The organism is Streptomyces sp. NPDC050549 (assembly GCF_040655035.1).
Classification (GTDB): Bacteria; Actinomycetota; Actinomycetes; order Streptomycetales; family Streptomycetaceae; genus Streptomyces.
Genome location: NZ_JBFAJD010000024.1, coordinates 1 through 21,154, shown reverse-complemented (window position 1 = coordinate 21,154; position 21,154 = coordinate 1). Strand labels below are relative to the sequence as shown.

At 70.5% G+C, this 21,154-nt stretch carries 15 protein-coding genes and 2 pseudogenes; 8 read left to right on the top strand and 9 right to left on the bottom strand.

What is annotated here, in order from left to right; genetic code table 11:
* Positions 1 to 14: 14 nt before the first annotated feature.
* Positions 15 to 1,304: an MFS transporter gene (locus tag AB0I51_RS29960; RefSeq protein WP_362980415.1), complete on the bottom strand. Its 1,290-nt coding sequence runs from the start codon at positions 1,302 to 1,304 to the stop codon at positions 15 to 17.
* A 219-nt stretch (positions 1,305 to 1,523) separates the two neighbouring features.
* On the opposite strand from AB0I51_RS29960, the gene AB0I51_RS29955 reads away from it, so the two are divergent.
* Complete coding sequence (locus tag AB0I51_RS29955) at positions 1,524 to 5,474, top strand: glycosyl hydrolase (protein ID WP_362980413.1); 3,951 nt, start codon at positions 1,524 to 1,526, stop codon at positions 5,472 to 5,474.
* Here AB0I51_RS29955 and AB0I51_RS29950 read toward each other — a convergent pair.
* The gene (locus tag AB0I51_RS29950; protein ID WP_362980409.1) at positions 5,457 to 6,482 is read right to left on the bottom strand and encodes a LacI family DNA-binding transcriptional regulator; all 1,026 of its coding nucleotides are present in this window, start codon (positions 6,480 to 6,482) and stop codon (positions 5,457 to 5,459) included. The genes AB0I51_RS29955 and AB0I51_RS29950 overlap by 18 nt on opposite strands.
* 148 nt (positions 6,483 to 6,630) lie before the next feature.
* On the opposite strand from AB0I51_RS29950, the gene AB0I51_RS29945 reads away from it, so the two are divergent.
* The gene (locus tag AB0I51_RS29945; RefSeq protein WP_362980407.1) at positions 6,631 to 7,317 is read left to right on the top strand and encodes a TetR/AcrR family transcriptional regulator; all 687 of its coding nucleotides are present in this window, start codon (positions 6,631 to 6,633) and stop codon (positions 7,315 to 7,317) included.
* 37 nt (positions 7,318 to 7,354) lie between these two features.
* Here AB0I51_RS29945 and AB0I51_RS29940 read toward each other — a convergent pair whose 3' ends face one another.
* Positions 7,355 to 8,233, bottom strand: a complete 879-nt coding sequence (locus tag AB0I51_RS29940; RefSeq protein ID WP_362980405.1) for a CocE/NonD family hydrolase C-terminal non-catalytic domain-containing protein — start codon at positions 8,231 to 8,233, stop codon at positions 7,355 to 7,357.
* A gap of 102 nt (positions 8,234 to 8,335) precedes the next feature.
* Between AB0I51_RS29940 and AB0I51_RS29935 the strand changes: the two are divergent.
* Positions 8,336 to 8,791 (top strand): annotated as a pseudogene (locus AB0I51_RS29935) (carotenoid oxygenase family protein); the annotation flags it as partial.
* A 101-nt stretch (positions 8,792 to 8,892) separates the two neighbouring features.
* Positions 8,893 to 9,594: a sigma-70 family RNA polymerase sigma factor gene (locus AB0I51_RS29930; RefSeq protein WP_362980403.1), complete on the top strand. Its 702-nt coding sequence runs from the start codon at positions 8,893 to 8,895 to the stop codon at positions 9,592 to 9,594.
* Here the strand turns inward: AB0I51_RS29930 and AB0I51_RS29925 are convergent.
* Both AB0I51_RS29925 and AB0I51_RS29920 read right to left on the bottom strand, forming a co-directional pair.
* Positions 9,578 to 10,501, bottom strand: coding sequence for an SDR family oxidoreductase (locus AB0I51_RS29925; RefSeq protein ID WP_362980401.1), 924 nt, complete (start codon positions 10,499 to 10,501; stop codon positions 9,578 to 9,580). The genes AB0I51_RS29930 and AB0I51_RS29925 overlap by 17 nt on opposite strands.
* Positions 10,502 to 10,783: 282 nt before the next feature.
* A complete protein-coding gene (locus AB0I51_RS29920) occupies positions 10,784 to 11,638 on the bottom strand; it encodes a chitosanase (protein WP_362980399.1) in 855 nt (284 codons plus the stop codon).
* A 364-nt stretch (positions 11,639 to 12,002) separates the two neighbouring features.
* Between AB0I51_RS29920 and AB0I51_RS29915 the strand changes: the two genes are divergently transcribed.
* From AB0I51_RS29915 to AB0I51_RS29905, 3 genes are all read left to right on the top strand, one after another.
* Positions 12,003 to 12,230 carry an OsmC family protein gene (locus AB0I51_RS29915; protein ID WP_362980397.1) on the top strand — a complete coding sequence of 76 codons (228 nt, stop codon included), beginning with the start codon at positions 12,003 to 12,005 and terminating at the stop codon, positions 12,228 to 12,230.
* Positions 12,231 to 12,311: 81 nt separating this feature from the next.
* Positions 12,312 to 13,352, top strand: a complete 1,041-nt coding sequence (locus AB0I51_RS29910) for a LacI family DNA-binding transcriptional regulator (RefSeq protein WP_362980395.1) — start codon at positions 12,312 to 12,314, stop codon at positions 13,350 to 13,352.
* Between the two features lie 11 nt (positions 13,353 to 13,363).
* Positions 13,364 to 13,801, top strand: a complete 438-nt coding sequence (locus AB0I51_RS29905) for an NUDIX hydrolase (protein ID WP_362980393.1) — start codon at positions 13,364 to 13,366, stop codon at positions 13,799 to 13,801.
* Between the two features lie 43 nt (positions 13,802 to 13,844).
* On the opposite strand, the gene AB0I51_RS29900 is transcribed toward AB0I51_RS29905, so the two are convergent.
* Positions 13,845 to 14,894 (bottom strand): medium chain dehydrogenase/reductase family protein, encoded by a 1,050-nt coding sequence (locus tag AB0I51_RS29900; RefSeq protein WP_362980622.1) that lies wholly within the window; start codon positions 14,892 to 14,894, stop codon positions 13,845 to 13,847.
* 140 nt (positions 14,895 to 15,034) lie between these two features.
* Between AB0I51_RS29900 and AB0I51_RS29895 the strand changes: the two genes are divergently transcribed.
* Complete coding sequence (locus AB0I51_RS29895; RefSeq protein ID WP_362980391.1) at positions 15,035 to 15,694, top strand: TetR/AcrR family transcriptional regulator; 660 nt, start codon at positions 15,035 to 15,037, stop codon at positions 15,692 to 15,694.
* 606 nt (positions 15,695 to 16,300) lie between these two features.
* Here AB0I51_RS29895 and AB0I51_RS29890 read toward each other — a convergent pair.
* The 3 genes and pseudogenes from AB0I51_RS29890 to AB0I51_RS29880 form a co-directional block, all read right to left on the bottom strand.
* Positions 16,301 to 19,453, bottom strand: a complete 3,153-nt coding sequence (locus AB0I51_RS29890; RefSeq protein ID WP_362980620.1) for an alpha-L-rhamnosidase — start codon at positions 19,451 to 19,453, stop codon at positions 16,301 to 16,303.
* A gap of 847 nt (positions 19,454 to 20,300) precedes the next feature.
* Positions 20,301 to 21,017, bottom strand: coding sequence for an alpha/beta hydrolase (locus AB0I51_RS29885; RefSeq protein WP_362980389.1), 717 nt, complete (start codon positions 21,015 to 21,017; stop codon positions 20,301 to 20,303).
* A gap of 22 nt (positions 21,018 to 21,039) precedes the next feature.
* Positions 21,040 to 21,154 (bottom strand): annotated as a pseudogene (locus AB0I51_RS29880) (esterase); the annotation flags it as partial.

Here is a 21,154-nt window from a genome sequence, read left to right as displayed (position 1 = left end):
TGGCCGGACCCGCGTCAGGTCCGGGCCACGCCCAGACTCGCCGGGGCCGTGGCGGTGTCGGGGGAACGCCGGATGAGGACATGGATGACGTACACGCCCGCGACGCCCGACGCCGCCATGCAGAGAGTTATCGACCAGAGCAGGACGGAGGCGCTGTAGTCCATCAGTGCGGGCGTGACGAACGCGACGCCCGCGAAGACCCCGCGCGACAGGGCGTAGGTGAGGCCCTGGGTGGTACCGCGGGTGTCCGGGGGCAGCGTCAGCTGCGACCACACCTTGTAACTGGCCTCCCCGGCAAAGGGGTTGGAGATCTGGTACAGCACGAAGAAGACAAGCATGCCGACCAGGGCACCGGCCGTGAGGGAGGCGATGCAGAAGGCGATGACCTGCACGACCGTGAAGACGTAGAAGAGCCGGTCGCGCCAGGGGGTGTCGGCGAGCCGGACGAAGACGAACGTCAGCACCAGCGCGATGGGCAGGAAGGCCAGATTGATCCCGGTGGCCAGGCTCTGCGAGGCACCGCTGACCGTCACCAGCAGGTAGGTGCCGAACTGGCCGAAGGTGTTGGCGCCGATGCCCCAGGTGACGTAGTAGACGAAGGTCGCGACCATCGGCACCAGCGCGGCGCGGTTGCAGATGTTCTTCAGCTCGATGCCGCGCGGTACTGCCTCCTGCTCCACCTCCTCCTCGGCGGGCTCGTCGGGCAGTTCCAGACGGGACCGGAGCTGCCAGGTGACCAGTGCGGCGACGACCAGATGGCCGGTGATGAACCGTGCTCCGGTCAGGCCCGTGTCGGACAGGAGATAGCCGAGGAAGATAACGACGACGATGCCCAGCACCCACATGACCTGGGTGAAGGACACCAGACGCGCCCGGCCCTCGGGGGGCGCGGCGTCCGAGACCACGGCCAGGGACGTCGGTAGATCGGCACCGGCCGCCAGCCCCGCGACGAGCACGCCGGCGAAGAGCACGATGTCGTTCGGCGCCAGCGTGATGACGATCGCGCCCACCGCGTAGCAGAGGATGTCCAGGTTGTAGACGCGGCGGCGTCCGAACAGGTCGGCGAGCCGGCCGCCGACGAGGGAGCCGACGGCGATGCAGCCGGTGACGATCGCGCTGATCGCACCGGCCATCCACACGCCCATGTCGTAACTGTCGCGGTAGATGGCCAGGTTGACGGCGATGCTGACGATGAGCGCGGCGTCCAGGTAGGAGGCCATGCCCGAGAGGGCGGCGACCTTCCACAAGTGCTTCGGGATGGGCTGTTCCGGGTGTGCCTGGGCAGCGGGTGAGAATCGGCTCATGATGCGGCTCCTCGCGGCTCCGGGGCCGGGGTCGCAGTGAATATAGGGTTCAAAAAACGTTCCAACAAGTCCCCTTGCGCCATTCGACGTGAAGAAGTGTCAGCCTTCTTCCCGCTCCCCGCCACCGGTGCCAACATTGCAGGTGGCAGACGACCGAGCCGACCAAAAACGTTTTTGATCCGTATGGGTGACCGAGCCGCACCCGGAAGGACCGCCGACGTGATCTCTCCCGCGCTCCAGCAGCTCTTCGACGTCCCGCCCCAGGACTTCGGCCCCACCCCGCTGTGGTGGTGGTCCGGCGCCAAGGTCACCCGCGAGCGGCTCGACTGGCAGCTGCGCAGATTCGCGGACGGCGGCATCCACAACCTCGTGGTGATCAACCTGGCCCCGGCAGGCCCGAGTTTCGGCGCCCGGACCGACGACCCGCCGTGGTTCGGCGAGGAGTGGTGGGACCGCTTCACCGACACCTGCCGGATCGCCCGGGACATCGGCACCCGCCTGTGGTTCTACGACCAGATCGGCTTCTCCGGCGCCAACGTCCAAGGCGCCGTCACCCGGGGGCACCTGGCCGCCACCGGCCGCGCACTGCGCTCCCGCACGGCCACTGTCTCCGACGGCACGGTCCCCCCGCGGGGTGCCGAAACCCTTGTCGCCGCCTACGACTTGACGGGGCGTCGGCTGCCCGTGGCCCTCGACTCCGGCCCCTGCCGGATCGCCGCCGCGGACGGCACGGACGTACAGCTCGTCGTCGCCGTCCCGACGGCCTTCGACTACCTCTCCCCGCACGCCGGGGAACTGCTGCTGGACGCCGTCCACCACGAGTACGACCGCCGGGTCCCCGAGTACCTGGGCAACGTCATCGCGGGCAGCTTCCAGGACGAACTGCCCGCCACGAACTCCTGGAGCCGCCGCTTCCCCGAGGAGTTCCGCGCCCGCCGCGGCTACGACCTGCTCGACCACCTGCCGGTCCTGTTCGGCCCGGCGGACGCCCGTGCGGCGAAGATCCGCGCCGACTACTACGCCGTCCGCGCCGAACTCACCGAGGAGTCCCTCTTCAAGCCCCTCGCGGCCTGGCACGTGGAACGCGGCATGCTCGTCGGGGCCGACCAGAGCAACCCCGCGCGAGCCGGGTTCCCGGCCCAGTCGACACAGATCTACACCGACTACTTCCGTACCCACCGCTGGTACGGCGCCGTCGGCAGCGACCACCACGGCGACTCCAAGGTCCACTCCTCCATGGCCCACCTCTACGGTCACGAACGCGTCTGGATCGAGGCGTTCCACTCCTCCGGCTGGGGCGGCACCCTCGCCGACACCTACGACTGGCTGCTGCCGTTCCTGCGCAGCGGCGCCAACCTGTACAACCCGCACGCCAGTTACTTCGGCACCGCGGGCGGCTGGTTCGAGTGGGCACCGCCGTCCACCGACTGGCGCCAGCCCTACTGGCAGCAGTACCCGGCGTTCTCCCGCGCCGTCGCCCGGATCTGCTCGATCACGTCCTGGGGCACCTACAGCGCCGACGTCGCGGTCCTGCACCCCACCGCCACCATGCAGGCACTCCTCCCGCTCGACGCACCCGTCCACCACTTCGGCGACGGCCGCCTCGGCGACGACCACGCCGACGTCGACGAGACGCAGGAGCACTACCTCGGCCTGTGCGGCACGAACAACTGGCTCGGCCCGCGCGTCGGTTCACTGGACCGCCACCGCATCTCCTTCGATGTCGTCGACGACGCCTCCGTGCAGCGTGCCACGGCCACCGAAGGCGCCCTGCGCGTAGGGGACTTGGCGTACCGCGCAGTGCTGCTGCCCTCGGCGAGCGTCCTGGAGGAGGAGACGGCACACCGACTGACCCAACTCCTCGACGTCGGCGGCCGGGTCGTGGTCGTGGGCCGTCCGCCCGAAACGGCCGCCGGACTGGCCGGTGACGACTCCGTCGTCGCGGCGCTGCTGAAGCACCCGCGACTGGAGCGGGCGAGCGACGCCGAGGGCGCAGCGGCGACGGTGGCGGACAACGCCGGACACGCGACCGGCGAGGTGCCCCTGCTCGTCAGGAGAAGGGGAGCCGATGCGGTGGCGCTGGTGACGGGCGCCTTCCCCGACGCCCGCACGCTGCCGGGAGACGCCGACCACGAGGCGGATCCCGCGCGTTACGCCCGCCACTCGACCGTCACCGTGCACGCCGAGGTCGCCGAGGCCGAGATCTGGAACCCGGCGACCGGCACCCGACAGCGGGCGGACACCACGGTCCGCGACGGCCGCTCGACCATCGCGGTGCCACTGGAGGGCGCCCCCGCCGTCCTCGTCGTATGGCGCGAAGGCACCCCACGGACAACCCGGACGGCCGCACCACCACCGAGCCCGGAGCGGACGACCGACGTCTCGGACGGCTGGGAGGGTCGCCTGGTCCCCACCATGGACAACACCTGGGGCGACCTGGCACTCCCGGCGGGCTCGTCCGTCGCCGCACCGCAGATCTGGACCATGCACTGGACCGAGACGGATGGCCCCGACGCCAACTGGCAACCCGTACGGGCGACTTACGGCAACCGGGTCCGCGTCCTGCCTCCGACACCGGCCGCCCGGGCCCCCGAACCGCTGGACGGCCCCGGTGTCGAACGGGTCCTCGCCGACGGCCTTCCCCTCACCCCCTCGGACGAGGACTGGCGTGTCTCGCTGTACTCGTCGAGCCGAGGGATCCCGGAACCGGACGGCCTGCTCGGCAACAAGGGGCTGGTGACCGAGGAGTTCGTGCGCGTCCCCGTGCCCGGCCCCGGGACGGTCGCCAGGGTGCGGACGATCGTCGAGACGGACCACCGCGGACCGGCCGATCTGCACGTGGGCGCCGCGGCCGTCAAGCGGGTGTGGTGGAACGGCGAACTCCTCGACACCGCCGGCGGATACCTCACCACCGCACGCGTGGCGGTCGGACGGCCCCGCAACGTCCTCGAATACGAACTGGCCGACGCCCAGGACAGGCCACTGCTGATCTCCGGCACCGCGGGCACCCCCCTGGGCAGCTACTTCTGCCTGACCCGACCAGATGGATTCGCCCCGCGCCCAACGTTCATGTGCCTGCCCGAGGACGTACGACCGCACGGCGGAGTCACCTATCGAGGCCGTATCCACGCCTCTGGGGAGGCGGTACTCGTCGTGGGGGCCGCGGTGGGAGTCACCGTGCTGCTCGACGGGTCGGTGGTCGCACGCCAGGAGAAGGCGGAGTACTACGAGTCCGACTGGGGCGCCGTACCGATGTTCTTCCGCCATCAACTCGCCCTGGAAGAAGGCGAACACGTACTGGAGGTGGTGGCCGGCGCCGAGCACGCGCGTGAGGCGGTGTTCGTCGACTGCGCGGCCCGAACGGAGGCTGCGGTGAACTCCCTGACCAGCGGAGCCGGTTGGGAGGCCGAGACAGGGGAGTGGCGCGGCCGGACCGTCGAACACGAAGGCCGATGGGGGGAGTTGCAGCACTGCTACGCGGCCGTACGACCGCACCCGCTGCCGGAGACCGAGTGGCTGACCGGCGCACCGGTGCTCGGCGCCGCCGTACTGCCCCTGCGGTCGACGGACACCCTCCACCCCCGCGCGCAGCGCTTCCGCTTCACCGCGCCGCCGGGCACCGTATCGCTGGACCTGCCACTGGAGTTGGCGGCCAGGGTGCGGGTCGATGACGGTGGTGAGAGGCCGCTCGACGGCGAGATGCTTACGCTGGATCAACCACTGGCACAGGCAACGGAGTTGGAGATCGTCACCGATCCCACGGCCGTCCTGCGGGGCGGCTCGGCCTGGCGCGGACCGGTGCGCGTCCGTACCGTACCGGCGCGATTTCCCTTGGGGGACTGGCAGTTGCTCGGTCTGGGCGGCTGGAGTGGTGGGGTGACGTACTCGCGGGAGGTGGAGGTACCGGCCGGGGCGGATCCGGTACTGGACCTGGGGCGGGTGCGCGGCAGCGTGTCGGTCGCCGTCGACGGGGAGTGCGTCGGCGAGGCGTTCTGTCCTCCGTACCGCTTCACACTCCTGGGCGCCGCGGGACGGACGGTCCGTCTGGAGGTGACGGTCAACAACACCCTCGCGCCCTACCTGGCGGAAGCCACCCCCACCGCCTGGGCCTTCCCGTCCCAGCTCCCGTCCGGGCTGATGGGGCCCGTGACGCTACGCACTCCGGTCTGACGGGGGCCGCGTGGAGTCGCGCAGGACGAGGTCGGGGGCGAACACCCTTGTCTCGTGGGCGTGTTCGGCACAGGCCTCCACCTCGTCGAGCAGCATCCCCACGGCCGCCCGGCCCAGTTCCTCGACCGGCTGCCGTACCGTCGTCAGGGTCGTCCCCACGAAGCTCGCTATGTCGAGATCGCCATAACCGACCACCTGAACCTCCTCGGGTATGCGCACCCCCCGCTCGCCCAGTCCACGGCAGAGCCCGGCGGCGAGGAAGTCATTGGTGCAAAAGACGCCGTCGGGCAGTTCGGCGAGGCCGCGGGCGATCTCCAGGCCGTACGCCACCGTCATCTCGTCCGCGACGATCTGGCGCAGCCGCGCCTCGCGCTGGGTGCGGACGGCCTGGCGGGCGCCCTGATGGCGGTCCGCGCACTGCACGATCCCGCGCTCGCCGTTCACGACGAGGATGTCGCGCGCCCCGCGGTCCAGCAGGTGCTGCACGGCGACGCGGCCACCTGCGATGTCGTCGACGGAGACGGAACAGCCGTCCTGGGCCGGCAGCGCGCGGTCCGCGAGCACCAGTGGGATGCCGCGCTCGCGCAGCCGGGTGAGCCGGGTGGGATCGGCGCCGAGCGGTACCACCACCGCCCCGACGGCCCGTTGCTCGATCAGCATGGTGAAGTAGCCCTGCTCCCGCTCGGGATCGTCTCCGCTGTCGCAGAGCACGAGCGAGTAGCCGTGGTCGTAGGCCGCGTCGGCGGCGCCCCGTGCGATGCGCGAGTAGAAGGAGTTGGCCACGTCGGGCAGCACGAGCCCGATCGAGGACGAGTGCCCGGTGCGCAGGCCGGCGGCTCCGGGGTGCGGCACGTAGTCGAGGGCGGCGACCGCGTCGCGGACCCGTTCGGCGGTGCGGGCGTTGACCCGCTCCGGCCGGTTCAGGACGTTCGACACCGTGGACACCGAGACTCCCGCGGCGGCCGCGACATCCTGAATACGGGCGGGGCGAACCTGGATGACGTCCACCCCCCTCGCTCTGACAGCCGTGCGACCAGGCACGACACGGTCCTCATGGGCGCGGAAAGTCTACCTCGGTGGGTCTTGGAACGTTTTCCGCGGGGTGCGGGACTCCGAACGCAAACCCGGCCGTGATCAACGGGGCTAGCATGGCGGCATGGCCGAGGGTGTCGGGGCTGACGGTCCGATGGAGGGCGACCGCCCGCTGAGGCGCGATGCCGCCCTCAACCGGGAGAAGATCCTGCGTGCCGCGCGGGAGGTCTTCGGTCAGTACGGGCTTGGGGTCGCGCTCGACGACGTGGCCCGGCACGCCGGCGTCGGGGTCGGCACCGTTTATCGGCGCTTCCCCGACAAGGACTCTCTCGTACGGGCCCTGTTCAAGCAGGATTTCGAGATCCGGCAGGAGTCCGCCGAACGGGCGCTGGCTCATCCGGACCCGTGGCAGGGGTTCGTCGATTTCCTCACGGAGATGGGGGCCGACCTCGCCGAGAATCGCGGCCTGCACGAAGTGATCATGTTGGGGAGTCACAGTTCAGAGCCCATGGAGACCGTGCGGGGCGGCATGCTCCCCTTTCTGGAGGCCCTGATCCGGCGGGCCCAGGAGAGCGGGGACCTGCGCCCGGAGATCACTCCCTCCGACATCCCCGTCATGGTGGAGATGCTGAGCGCCGCCAGTCAGTTCACGCAGGGCAGGCGGCCCGACATCTGGCGGCGATGCATCGAGATTCTGCTGAACGGCGTCCGGCAGCGGCCCGACAACCTTCCCCTGACGACACCGAGCCTGGGCAACGAGACGGTGGAGCAGGTGATGGGGGTGGTCCGGCCGGCCCCCACAGAGGAGTAGCAGGTCTGCCGTACGAACAGACCTGCCATCCGTGTGGTCAGGAGGACGGTCCCCGGTCCTCACGGCTGGGAGTCGCGGAACTCGGCGCAGTCAGGGGCAGGTTGACGAATGAGGCGGCCTGCGCGGAGCGTTCGACCGTGTGGACGCCGCCGGCCAGGTCCGCCGACCCTTGCGGGGTCGGGGCGACGGGGAAGTGGAAGTCCGCCGGTGGCCGGCTGTCGATGCTGATCCGGATGTGGCAACCGGCCGGAATCCTGGTGAAGTTGGACAGCAGCGAGATGTCGTACCTGGTCGTCTCTCCCGGGGGCACCGGGCGCTGCGACGCCTGGGTGAACGGGTGGATCGGTTTGAGCAGGGTGCCGTTTTCGCCGTACCAGCTCTCCTTGGTGTCCAGCGCGCGCTGACTGCCCAGGAGGATTCCGTCGGCCTGCTTGGTCACCGTCCCGTCCGGCGCGACGATGCTCAACTCGGCCGAGAGTTCGGTCTCCGGTGTCGTCGACCTGGCGTAGAGGGTGACGTCGGTCGGGCCGTCCAAAAGGGCCGGCTCGGTGAGCGGGGCGGTGGTGCAGGTCAGCGTGTTCGCCGCGGTCGCCGTGCTCCAGGTGAGGGTGTCGCTCCCCCGGTCGGCCGGCTTGTCGGTGGTGAGGGAGCCGTCGCCGAGGTAGTAGGTGCGGGCGTCGGAGGACAGCGGCCGGGCGGCGCTGTCGACCCAGCCGCTCGCGCCGTTCTCGAACAGGTGCAGGGGAGTCGAGGTGTCGGCCTTGCCCGTGGGCGCGTCCTTGAGCCAGGTCTCGAACCACTCCAGGCGAATGGCCTGCAATGTCGCCTCGTTGACGTGTTCTCCGTGTGTCCAGGGCCCGACGATCGCCTGGCAGCGGCCGGTGACGGGTTCGTCCGATGCGATCGGATCCGTCAACGGGCGGTGGTAGTAAGCGTTTTGGGCCGCCACGGTCGGCGCCTCGTCCTGCTGGGCATGCGCTGCCCGTCGCTGCGGGACGGCGTCACCGCGGCGACGGCGGCCCACCTGTGGCGGTGGACCATCGACCTCGACACCGGTGCCGTCGCGGAGGAACAACTCGACGACCACCCGGGCGAGTTCCCCCGCATCGACGACCGACTCGCGGGCCTCCCCGCGGACTTCGGTCACGCCACCGCCGCGCCCGTACCGGAGCTTCCGCAGTACGACCCGGACGAGTCGCGTGCCGCGATCCACCGGTACGACCTCCGCAAGTCGAGCGTCGCCAGCCACTGCTTCGCTCCGGGACGCTTCCCGGGCGAGGCGGCCTTCGCCCCCGCCGACAACCGACCCGGCGGCCCCGGCTGGCTCATGACCTATGTCTACGACGCCTCGACCGACCGGAGCGACCTGGTGATCCTTGACGCCGACAGCCTCGCACGGGAGCCGGTGGCCACCGTCCACCTGACCCGACGGGTGCCCGCCGGATTCCACGGCAGTCGGCTGGCGGACGCCTGACCCACGTGATCGGTGAACCGTCCTCCGGGCCCGCGTGTGCGGAGGACGGCTCCCGCCGAAGGGCCGCGAAGAGCCGGACGGATGCCGAAAGGGATCGTGTGATGGGGGAGGACGCCGAAGCGGCGCGCCTGGAGGACGTACTGCTGACGCGTGCGGCCCAGTCCGGTGAAGTCGCCGCGCTGGGGCTGCTGTTGGAGCGGCACCGGGACGGGATGCGCGCGGTGGCCCTGAGCATTCTTGGGCCGGGCGCGGATGCCGAGGACGTGCTGCAGGACTCGGCGCTGACGGCGCTGCTGCGCATCGGCGATGTCCGCGATCCCGCGGCGGTGGGGGCGTGGCTGCGGATAATCGTGCGCAACGCCGGCCGACTGGTGCTGCGGGAAGCGGTCCTGGTCCGACCGGCGAGTGAACTCCCCGTGTTGGCAACGCAGTTGGGTCCGGAGCAGTGGCTTGAGCGGAACGCGCTGCGGGACTGGATCTGGGAAGCTCTGGCGGAACTCTCCCCGGCATTGCGGATCCCCCTGCTGCTCCGCTACTTCGCCGCCGAGGTCACCTCGTACGAGCGGACCGCGGTCGCCTGCGGGATTCCGGTCGGCACCGTGCGCAGCCGGCTGAGCCAGGGCCGCGCCAAGATGGCCACCGCCCTCGCCGCCACGGCGGACACTCCGCACGAACCCGCCGAACAGCGGATCCGCGCGGGACGCGTCGAGGCCTGTGAGCTTCTGGGCACCGCCGACGGATGTACGGTCCCCACCTCGGCCCGGACCGGCGTCTCACGGGTGCGCTTCACTGCCGGGTGCTGAACTCCCCGAAGTAATGACCCTCTTCGATGTCCGGGACCAGCGCGGGGTGAGTCGGCTTCCACCCGGTGCGTTGCCGGGTGAGCGCACTCGACGCCGGGTTGTCGAGCGAGACGAACGCGGCAAGGAAACCGGCGAAATGCAGACTCGCCTCGTCGGGCGTGAGGCTGACGGCCGGGACCTGCAACCGGCGGCCGATGGCCCGCGCGACCTCGCGGAACGGCACGCCCTCCTCGGCGACCGCGTGGAGCCGGGTGCCGGCCGGGGCGGATTCCAGGGCCAGTCGGTACAGGGTCGCCGCGTCACGTCGATGCACCGACGGCCACCGGTTCGATCCGTCGCCGACGAACGCGGACACACCCGTCGTACGAGCGACGTCGATGAGAGCCGGGACGAATCCGCGTCCGTCGCCTCGGCCGTGCACGGTCGGTGCCAACCGTACGGAGGACGAGCGCACCCCGTGCTCGCTCAGCGCGAGGACGGACAGTTCGACCTGGAGCCGTGGGGCCGTGACGACGGTCGGGACAGTGGGGGTCTCCTCGGTGAGCAGTTGCCCCGGGGTGCGGCCGAGGACCCCCGAGGTGACCACGAACGGCTTGTCCGTGCCTGCCAGTTCGGCGCCGATCGCCTCCACAGCTGCCAGCTCGGCCTTCGCGCGGACGGCCGGGTCGGTGGTCTCGGAGATGTGCTGGTTCGCGGCGTAGACGACACCGTCGGCCGCCGCGGCGCCGGCGCGCAGGCTGTCGACGTCCGTGATGTCGCCGCGGTGCACGGCGCCGCCGGACCGCGTCAACGCGTCGGCGGCCGACTCCGAACGGGCGAGGCCGACGACCTGGTGCCCCGCTCCGAGGAGTTCGCGGACGACCGCGGATCCGATGTAACCCGTCGCACCCGCAACGAAAACACGCACAGTGGAGATCCTTCGGATCGGTCCGGTTCGACCCGCCGACGGAGGGCGGCGGGCTCGCGGACCACGTTAGGGACGGTGGCTTGCCGGTGTCCAAGGCCTGTGCGGCATACGGCGATACGCGGCAGGCATGACCCTGGCGGCGGGGACGGCGCGAGACGGCCGCGGCGCCGGGACCCATGGCCTCGGGTACCGGCGCCGCCTCTTCCTGTCCGCCCGTGCTCCGTCGACCTGTCACGAACGGCCTTGACCGTTCAGCGTGCCTCGACGTGCCGACGGCACAGGTCAGTTGATGTGGTAGCTGTCTCCGTAGACCTTCCAGGACAGCGGCGTGTTGAGGTCGAGATTGCGGTTGCGGAGGAAGACGCGCTGTTCGGTGTCGACGCGGGTGGTGTCGCTGTGGGCCTCCTCCTGCCGCATGGCCCACACGCGGGCGTCGAGGAAGGCGTTGAGATACGTCGTCTCGTTGCCGCCCTGGGCCGGCGGCTTGGCCGAACGCAGGGCGCGGGCACGGATGTTGCGGAAACTGGTGGGGTCGTCGCCGTCGCCGTGCATGACGATGGCGTCGTAGTACGTGAACTGGCCCAGGACGCGCAGTCCGTCGGTCTTGCCCTGGCTGACGGCGGGGTTGAAGTACACACGGTCGCGTTCGTCGTTCTGCGCCTGCTGGAACGCCGTGTCCTGTGCCGCCGTGCGCCAGTCCTTCGGGAAGTTCGGGTCGAGGCCGGAGTGCGAGTCGGTGCCGTTGACCGAGCGGAGCGCGGGCAGGTACTTGGCGAGGACGTTGCCGGGCTTGCGGGTCGCGTAGAGCTGGACGAGGTCGAGCATGTCGCCGGTGCCGGAGCAGAAGCCGATGATTCCGGCGGTGTAGCCGCGGCCGTCGCCTATGTCCTCGATGTACTTGTACTGGGCCTTCCAGTCGAGGGAGGAGTTCTCCGCGCTCGACACGAGCTGCATGGCGATCTCCTTCTTCGCCGGGTCGTCGAGGCCGATCGCCCGGGCCGCCGTGGAGGCTGCCGAGGCCTGCGGAGTGCGCAGCAGGGGTACTGCCGTGAGCGACACGCCGAGGAGCGCGAGGAGGGTCCGGCGCGAGGGGCTCGCCGGCTCGGGGGTCGCTGAGGCGCGGAACGGGTGGACCACTGGGACTCCAAATGGTGGTGGGGGGTCGGGAGTTGGTCATGCCGCCGAACTGATAGGAAACTTAACTATCAGAGGTTCGGCGGGGACGGCACCCGCTGGGAGTCAAGTTCGTAGATATGAACGAGAGTCGTATGTCTGTGCAGTGGTGATGCTTGACGGTTTGCCCGCCCTTGTCGCACCGGCCATGGCGAACGGCCGACGGCGACACACTCACGTCGCAGCAATCACGCCCCGGCACTCATGAAAAGGGAACCGCCATGTCTGCGCTGTATGCCACCGAGGCCCTGTCGGCCGGCGACTGCCGCAACGGCGAAGTCCGTTCCCTCGACGGTGTGCTGGACGAAGTCCTCGCGGTCCGAAGGGGATGGGCGGCTTCGGCGGCGACAGGACCCACCCCGAGCAGCTCTGCGCCGCCGGCTACGCCGCCTGTTTCCACAACGGACTCCGCCTGGTCGCGGGCGGTCAGGGGGTCCGACTGGGCGCCTCCACCGTCCGGTCGGAGGTCACCCTGCTCGCGCTGGACACCGGCGGCTTCACCTTGGCCGTGTCGCGCACCTGCCCGGCCTGTAGCAAGGGGGAACAAGCAGCTTGAGGCCTCGTGCTTCCCGACAGCACGAGGCCTGCGGGCATCGGGCGGGAGCTAGGATGCGGCTGCCGAAGATCGGGAGGCGCCATGGCACCGGGGACAGGACGCGGCGCGGGAGCCGCACCGCGCAGTGTGGACGTGGCGCGTCTGGCGGGCGTGTCGCAGAAGACGGTGTCCCGGGTCATGAACGACGAGCCGTACGTCTCCGCGGACGTACGGCGTCGGGTCCTGGGGGCGGCCGAGGAACTCGGCTACCGCTCGAACAACGCGGCCCGCGCACTGGCCTCCGGACGCACCCGGTCCATCGGCGTCGTCACGCTCGGTACCGCTCTCTACGGCCCCGCCTCGCTGCTCATGGGCGTCGAGCGAGCCGTACGCGACACCGGCTACGCGCTCCGTGTGGTCAACACGATGGAGGGCGAGTCGGCGGGCATCGCCGGTGCCGTCGACTCGCTCCTGGCCCAGGGTGTTGACGGCATCGTCATCTCCGAGCCGATCGACGAGGAGGAAGGCGCCGACCTGTCCGCGCGTGTCGACGTGCCGGTGCTCGTCCTCGGGGCGCCGCCGCCCTTCGTCGCGCCCCATGTGGTGACGGCGGGGATCGTCTCCAGCCGGCTGGCCCGGGCCGCCACCGAACACCTGCTGGAGCTCGGCCACACCACGGTCCATCACCTGGCGGGACCCGTGCGTTGGTACTCGGCCCGGGACCGTCTCGAAGGCTGGCGGGCGGCGCTCGGCGCGCACGGCCGGGCGGAACCGCCGGTCGTACAGGGCGACTGGTCGGCGGCCTCCGGTTACGCGGCCGGCCGCGCGCTGGCCGCCGACCCCCAAGTCACCGCGGTGTTCGCCGCCAACGACGACATGGCGATCGGCCTGATCCGCGCCCTGACGGAGGCCGGCCGGCGGGTGCCGGAGGACATCAGCGTGGTCGGCTTCGACGACACCCCGGTCGCCGCCTATGTGACTCCGCCGCTGACGACCGTACGGCAGCCGTTCGACGCGATGGCGCGGACCGGACTCCAGCTTCTCGTGCACGCCATCGAGAACCCGCTGGCACCCCCGCTGCCGGTGACCGACCCACCGGTCGAACTCGTCGTCCGCGCCTCGTCTGCGGCGCCTCCCCGCTAGGCTCTCGGGGCATGAAGGTCCGTCACAAGGTGCGGGTCGTGCTGCTCGACCGCGGTCGGCTGGTGTTCCTGAAGCGGGGCTGGCCGGGCGGTGACTCCTACTGCACGACCGTCGGCGGAAGCGTCGAGCCCACCGACGCGGACCTCGAAGCGGCCCTGCGCCGCGAGGCCATGGAGGAGATCGGTGCCACGATCGGTCCCGCCACCGAGTTCCTCACCCTGACCGAACCGGGCGGGACGACCACCGTCGTACAGCACTACTTCCTCGCCTACCTGCTCGACATGGACCTGGCCCGCCGGCACGGTCCCGAGCTCGACGACCCCGACACGGGCGACTTCGAACCGGTCCGGGTGGCGCTGAGCCGTCCCGCCGTGGCGGCCCTCAACCTCCAGCCGGCCGAGCTCGCCGACCATGTGCTCCGGCATCTCGACGCCTGGGGTGCCGCCTGACGGCCACTGTCGCGGGAAGGCCGTACTTAGCTGGAAGGTTGTACTACGGCGTCAGTACGACCTTGCCGGCGACCGTGCCCGACTCGGCGAGGCGCAGGGCGTCGGAGACACGGGCGAGCGGCAGCCGGGCCGCGATCCGCGGTGTGACCTCACCGCGCTCGACGGCCGCGAAGACCTGTGAGAGGTCGGTGCGCAGCTGGGCGCGGAACCGGTTCTTGTTCAGGGCGCGCCCGGCCCAGACGTTGAAGAAGTAGGCGTGGCGGCCGTTGGGCAGCGCGTTCCACATCCAGACCCGGCCGAGGATCTTGAGCACGGGCAGCTGCTTGGAGCCCTCGTCGTCCCGGGTGGAGGCGCTGCCGTAGGAGACGAGGGTGCCGCCGGGGGCGAGGAGGCGCCAGGAGCGGACGGTGCTCGCGGCGCCTACGTGGTCGAAGACGGCGTCCACCCCGCGCGGGGCGAGATCGCGGACCCGTGCGGCGAGGTCCGGGGTGCGGTAGTCGATGGGCTCGACGCCCTGGTCGCGCAGTGCGTCGTGGTGACGCGGTGACGCCGTCCCGATCACGTGCACGCCCATCGCGCGGGCGAGTTGGACCAGGACCGTGCCGACGCCGCCGTTGGCGCCGTGCACCAGGATCGTCTGGCCCGTGCGGATGCGGGCCTTGCGATGCAGCATCTGCCAGGCGGTGATCCCGTTGACGACCACGGTCTCGGCCTCCGCCGCGCCGACCCCGGCCGGCACCGGTACCACGTCGGCCGCGTCGACCAGCACATGGCTGGCCCAGCCGCCGACCTTCACCAGCGCGGCCACCCGGGTGCCGACCAGGCCCGCGTCCACGCCGGTGCCGGCGCTCTGGACCGTACCGACCAGGTCGTAGCCGGGGACGAAGGGGAACGGGGGCTGGTCGTAGTACCGGCCGCGGCGCATCTGCTGCTCGGCGAAGGAGACACCGGTCGCCTCCATCCGGATCACGACCTGGCCGGGACCCGCGACGGGAACGGCTCCGTGCCGGACCTCCAGGCCCTCGGGCTCGACCTTGCCGGGCAGGACGACCTCGACGAGTGCGTCGGTGGTGTTGTTCACGGCGACCTCCACTGTGAGCTGCGATGAGCTATGCACTTTCGTGTTCGTTATAAGTTCTAACGCATGCTAGAAGGGGTCGTCAAGTGTAATCGTGATAGCTTCTAACTGAAGCTTGACTATGTAGTCCCCGTGAGTGTGGAAGGCGGCCGGTCATGGCGGAAACGGGCACGAGGACTCCGCGCGAGCGCTACCGCGACCAGGTGCGTACGGAGATCAAGGACCACGCACGGGAGCAGATCGCCACGGCGGGAGCCTCCGCGCTCTCCCTCAACGGAATCGCCAAGCGGATGGGCATGAGCGGTCCCGCGCTCTACCGGTACTTCGCCAGCCGGGACGACCTGATCACCGAGCTGGTCCGGGACGCATATCGCAGCCTCGCCGACACCTTCCGCACGGCCGCCGACACCGGGGCCGACCTGCCCGGACTGGCCCACACCCTGAGGGCATGGGCCCTCGCCGACCCCCAGCGGTACTTCCTCGTCTACGGCACCCCCGTCCCCGGCTACCACGCGCCCGACGACATCACCGGCATCGCGTCCGAGATCATGACCACCCTGCTGGACGCCTGCGCCGCCGCGGGGCTCTCGGGCGGTCCCGCGACACCGTTCGAGACGCACCTCGCGGACCATCGCCTCTGGGCGCGCGACCACCCCGCCCCACCCGAAGCCCTCCGCCTGGCCCTGGCTTTGTGGACCCGCCTGCATGGCGTTCTTTCCCTGGAACTCGCAGGCCACTTCACCGGCATGGGCTTCGACCCGGCCGAGCTCTTCGCCTCCGAACTGGCGGGACTGGTGGAGGGGCCGGGGGAGTGAGCACTGCCCGGCGCGGTGACGGGAACCGACCCGCCACGGTCTCGCCGCGCCACCCAACTCCCTTTCCGCGTGCGAGAGTTCCTACTGAGTGGCGGCTCGTGAAGGGCTGCCGACCAACTTCCGGACCGGTAGACTCGGTGCAGTGGAACAGGCTGCCGGCGGTGACGAGTTCATCGGCCGTGGCGCCGGACCTGCACTTCCGGTGCAGGCGCTGGTCCGACACCGCCTCGCTCGCTTCCGGGGTGACCGGGGGCGTGGTCTCGTGCGACGGATTCCCATGCGCTGAGGGCCTCGGCACGGGCAGCGGCCGGACGTCCTCCGGCCGGTTCAAGGACAGGCCTGGTGGACGACCCGCGCCTTGTTCGGGGCCCGTGACGGACATGGCCGCGTGGCCACAGTGGTCCGCGTACGACCTGGCCGGCCTCCGGCCACGTACCACTCCTCCAGTTCGAGGCACTGCAGAGACCGATACCCATTCCCGTGGGCGCGATGAGCGGAGTGCCCCAACTGTTCAAACTGTTCCGGTAGTTGCCACTTCGAAGGAAAGGCGCGCCTCAGGTTGAGCTGCCCGGGCAGGTGACCGCTCCGGGCAGCCGACCGCCTTGATCAGGTGGTGAAGCGGTGGGTGCCGGAGCCGACCCGGTACACCGTGCTGTCGTCCTCCTGGCGCAGGTAGGTCCCGTGCGTGTGGGTCACCGCGTTCGGGGTGGATGCGGGGATCCACACCTCGGCGGTCGTGTTGGGCGGCACGGTACAGGTCAGCGTGAACCGGCCGGACCGCTGCCGCCAACGGGTGGAGACCGGGCCGTAGACCGAGGTGAACATGGCCTGGGCGGTGGTGACGGCTCCGCCGGGGCGGGGGCGGATGACGATCTCGCGGTAGCCGGGCCGGCCCGCCGAGATGCCGGCGATGTTCGTGTACATCCATTCCCCCACCGAGCCGTAGGCGTAGTGGTTGAAGGAGTTCATGCCCGGGTCCTGGAAGCTGCCGTCGGGCCGGACGGAGTCCCAGCGTTCCCACATCGTGGTGGAGCCCCGGTCGATCTGGTAGCCCCAGCTGGGGAACGAGCGCTGTTGCAGGAGGCGGTAGGCGACGTCGGTGTGGCCGGTGTCGGTCAGGACGGGCAGCAGCCGGGGAGTGCCGAGGAAACCTGTCGACAGATGCCACTCCCTGGCCTCGATCAGGGCGACGAGCCGGTCGGCCGCGGCCTTCCGCGACGTGTCCGGCAGCAGGTTCATCGACAGGGCCAGGACGTAGGCCGTCTGGGTATCGCCCTTGATCCTGCCCTCGGAGGTGACGTAGGCGTTCTGGAAGGCTGTTCGTATCCGTTCGAAGAGATCCAGGTAGGGGGCGGTGTCCGTGCCGAGTTCCCCGGCCATGCGGGCTGCGAGGTCGGCGCTGTGTGCGAAGTACGCGGTCGCGATGACGTCCTTGGGGGTCTCGTCCTCGACGTTCAGCCAGTCGCCGTATCCCTGGTCCGGGCGCAGCAGCCGGTCGCTGTTCTTCTCCAGGTACGTCAGCCAGGTCTGGACGGACGGCCAGGCGTCCGCGAGGACTTGGCGGTCGCCGTACGCCTGGTAGAGGGACCACGGGACCGTGACCCCCGCGTCGCCCCAGCCTGCCGTGCCGTTGCCGATCGTGCCGACCATCGGTGCCACGTCCGTGAACGCGCCTTCCGCGGTCCGGGAGTCCCGAAGGTCGACGAGCCACTTGGACAGGAAGCGCGCCGACTCCATCGTGTACGCGGCCGTGGGCGCGAAGACGTTGATGTCTCCCGTCCATCCGAGGCGCTCGTCGCGCGCGGGTGTGTCGGTCGGAACGGAGAGGAAGTTGCCGCGCTGGCCCCAAGTGATGTTGTGGTGCAGCTGGTTGAGCATCGGTACGTCGGTCTCGAAGTCGAGGGTGAAGGGGGCGGACGTATGCATGACCCGGCCGGTGACGGATCTCGCCGAGGGAGTGCCGGGGAATCCGGTCACCTCGACATACCGGAAACCGTGGAAGGTGAAGCGCGGCTCGTAGATCTCCTCCTTCCCACCTCCCTTGAGGGTGTACGTGTCGGTCGCCGCCGCGGTCCGCAGGTTCGTGGTGTACACGGTGCCGTCGGGGTTGAGCACCTCGGCGTGTCTGAGCCGGACGGTCGTCCCCGCGTTGCCCGACACGCGCAGCCGCACCGAGCCGACCATGTTCTGGCCCAGGTCCAGCACGTAGACGCCGGGCCTGGGTTGGGTGATCTCCTTCGGCGTCAGCTCCCGCTCCACCCGCACCGGACCGTCCACCTGCGCGGTTATCAGGTCGGGACCGATCTCGCCGACGCCCCCCATGCCTCGTACGCCGAGCCAGCTTGTGTCGTCGAAGCCGGACGAGGTCCAGCCGGGGGTCTCCTTGCGGGCGTCGTACGTCTCGCCGTTGAGTAGATCGGCGGCGACGATCGGCCCTGCGGTGGCCCGCCAGTCGGCGCCCGACGCGATGCGCTCGCTCGTCCCGTCTGCGTACTCCACCTCCAACTGGGCGAGGAGCGCCGGGACTTGACCGTACTGACCGGGCCCGAACATGCCCACGTTGCCGGCGTACCAGCCGGGTGCCAGATACGCCCCGATGGCGTTGGCCCCGGGCCGCAGGAGTTCGGTGACGTCGTACGTCTGGTACTGGACGCGGGTGCGGTAGTCCGTCCAGCCGGGAGCGAGTTGGTCGAGTCCCACCCGGGTGCCGTTGAGGTGGCTCTCGTACAGGCCGAGTGCCGTGGCGTACAGGCGCGCGCGGGCCACTTTCCTGCGCGCCAGCCGGAATTCGTGCCGCAGCTGTGTGACGGCGTACGACACCGGGACGACTCGCCCCCATGGTCCGCCACCCCAGGCCGCTGCCACCCGGACCGCCGGCCAGCTCCCGTCGTCGAACCCCGACTCCCGCCACCCGTCGGCCGGTTCCTGATCCGTCGCCTTCCAGGAGGCCTCGGTGAACACCTTCTGCTCGCCGGAGGCGGTGCGGACGACAAGCACTGCTATGAGCCCCGCCGGGCCTTCCGTCGCGTTGGTGGCGGTGACGGCGATAACGTTGTCGCCGGCCCGTACGCGACCCAGTACGTCGATCACCGCCGGGCGTTTCCAGTCCTCGTTGTCCGTGTCGAGGTCGGTGTGGGCGACCTCGACCCCGTTCAGGGAGACGGTGTACACGTTGTCGGCGGTGATGGCGAGCGTGGCCGCCGTGATTCCGTCGGGCAGCCGGGCGGTACGGCGGAACCAACGGGTGGCCGCAGGAACGCTGTTGGCCGGATCGCCCTCGGCGAACCAGATCCAGGAACCGCCCTCGAAGGACGGTGCGTCCACGAGGCCTGCCGGTGCGGAGATCCAGTCGGCGGTCCACTGCCCGGTGTCCATCAGTCCGGTCTCCCACCATGAGGGCGGGCTCCAGGCGGAGACCTGTCCGTCGGCGTCCCACACGCGTACGGACCAGTGGTAGCGCGTCCGGGGCTTGAGTCCAGGACCTCGGTAGGACACGAGGGCGGACTCGCCGGACGTGACCTTTCCGCTGTCCCAGACGTCCGGGCGGGACAGGCCCGACGCGGTGGTGGCAACGCGGATCTGATAGGCGCTCTGGCGCATGTCCACTCTGTCGGAGGCCAACGGCCAGCTCAGCCGGGGCCGTTGTGCGTCGATCCCCAGCGGGTGTCGGACGTATTCCACGGTCGGCGCCGTGACGCGCAGTCCGTCGCGCAGCGTCTGCGTCTCTGCCTGTGTCTGCCCGGATGCCGGCGCAGCCATCGCCGGTACGCCGTCGACGGTCGCTGCCGCGACCGTGGCGACCGCGCCGGCGAGTATGTTCCTCCTGCTGATCACTACGACTCCTCACTCGCACGGAATGTGTGAATCGATTCAAACTTGAGAGGCGTGGGTAACGTAGAGCCTGGTGAGGTCGGGGTCAATCGTCGTGCAATTGTTTTCGTGAAGCGGCCACTTCGCGATCGCTCCGGGCGGAATCGGCGAGCGAGGTGGATGTGAGGGTATTGAACGGTTTCAATCTCAGCCGGAACGAGAGCCGAACGCTTCGTGGGCGCTGTCGAGTTGGCCGACCGGCGCTCCTCGTCCGGCGGGCGGTGGACGACCGCCGATGCGGTGATCCGTCCCCCCGGCGGGGAATGCACGTCGGTCGGTCACCGCGGGCAGGAGGCCGGGCCGATGCAGTCGCGTCACAAGCCGGTGTACGGGTCGGAGCGGTGGCCGGAAAGGATCCAACGGCGTGCGGGCGGCGTCGGTGATCGGCCTCCGGCCACTACCTGATCTTCGCATCGGCCACTGCGGCGAGAGCGGACCTGGCGGCCTACGCCGACCACGTCATGGGGCACACCGGCGGCTGCGGGCGTGGCGGTCACCGCCCCGGCGGCCGGGTCCCGCCTCACGGCCTGGGCGGTGCGTCTACGACCCCGCCATCGCCGTACGGCAGGACGGTTGCCGTCTCCCGTGGCCGGCATCTCTGCCGCTGCATGGTGCCGGGCACCCGCGCTCGTCGCCGGAGTGCTGCTTGCGGCGTCGGCCGGGCCGGTCACCCGGGAATGGGGAACGGCGCGGCCGGACACCGTACGGATGTCCGGCCGCGCCGCCCCGCGCCGGGTCAGCTCGTCGCGCGCACCGCGTCCCGGATCAGGTCGGCGACCTCCTTGGGCCGGGAGACCGCCACGGCGTGCGAGGCGCCTTCGAGTTCGACGACGGTGGCTCCGGCCCGCTTCGCGCCGAAGCGTTCGACCTCGGGATTGATCGCCTCGTCCGCCCCGGCGACGAGCGCCCAGGCGGGCTTCGTCTTCCACGCGGCCGCGACCGCGGTCTCCTCGAACGCCGCGGCGGCCAGCGGGCGTTGGGCCGCCGCGAGGACCTTGGTGACGTCCGCGGGCACGTCGGCGGCGAATACCGACGGGAAGGCGTCCTCGGCGATGGTGACCTCGACGGCCGGGGCGCCGCCCGGGACCGGGTACGTCCACTGCTTGAGGTTGCTGACGAGCGACGAGAGCGGGAAGCGACCCTGCAGCTCGCCGAGGCTCTCGCCCTCTTCGAGGGCGTAGGCCGCCACATAGACAAGTCCGACCACGTTCTGCGTGGTGCCGGCCACGGTGATCAGCGCACCGCCGTAGGAGTGGCCGACGAGGACGACCGGGCCGTCGATCTGGGATGCCACGGATGCGATGTACGAGGCGTCCGATGCCAGGCCGCGCAGCGGGTTCGACGGCGCGAGCACGGGGATGCCGTGGCTCTGCAGCTCCGCGATGACACCGGACCAGCTGCCGGCGTCCGCGAAGGCTCCGTGCACGAGGAGGACGGTGGGAGTGGTGGACATGGGAGGCTCTCCTTCTGGTGTCTCAGTGGCCGTGGAGCGCGGTGCGCAGCACGTCGACGGCCAGCCTGATGGCGGCTTCGGCGGCGTGGGTCTCGCGCAGGGCGTTGAGCATCACGAAGTCGTGGATGATGCCCTGG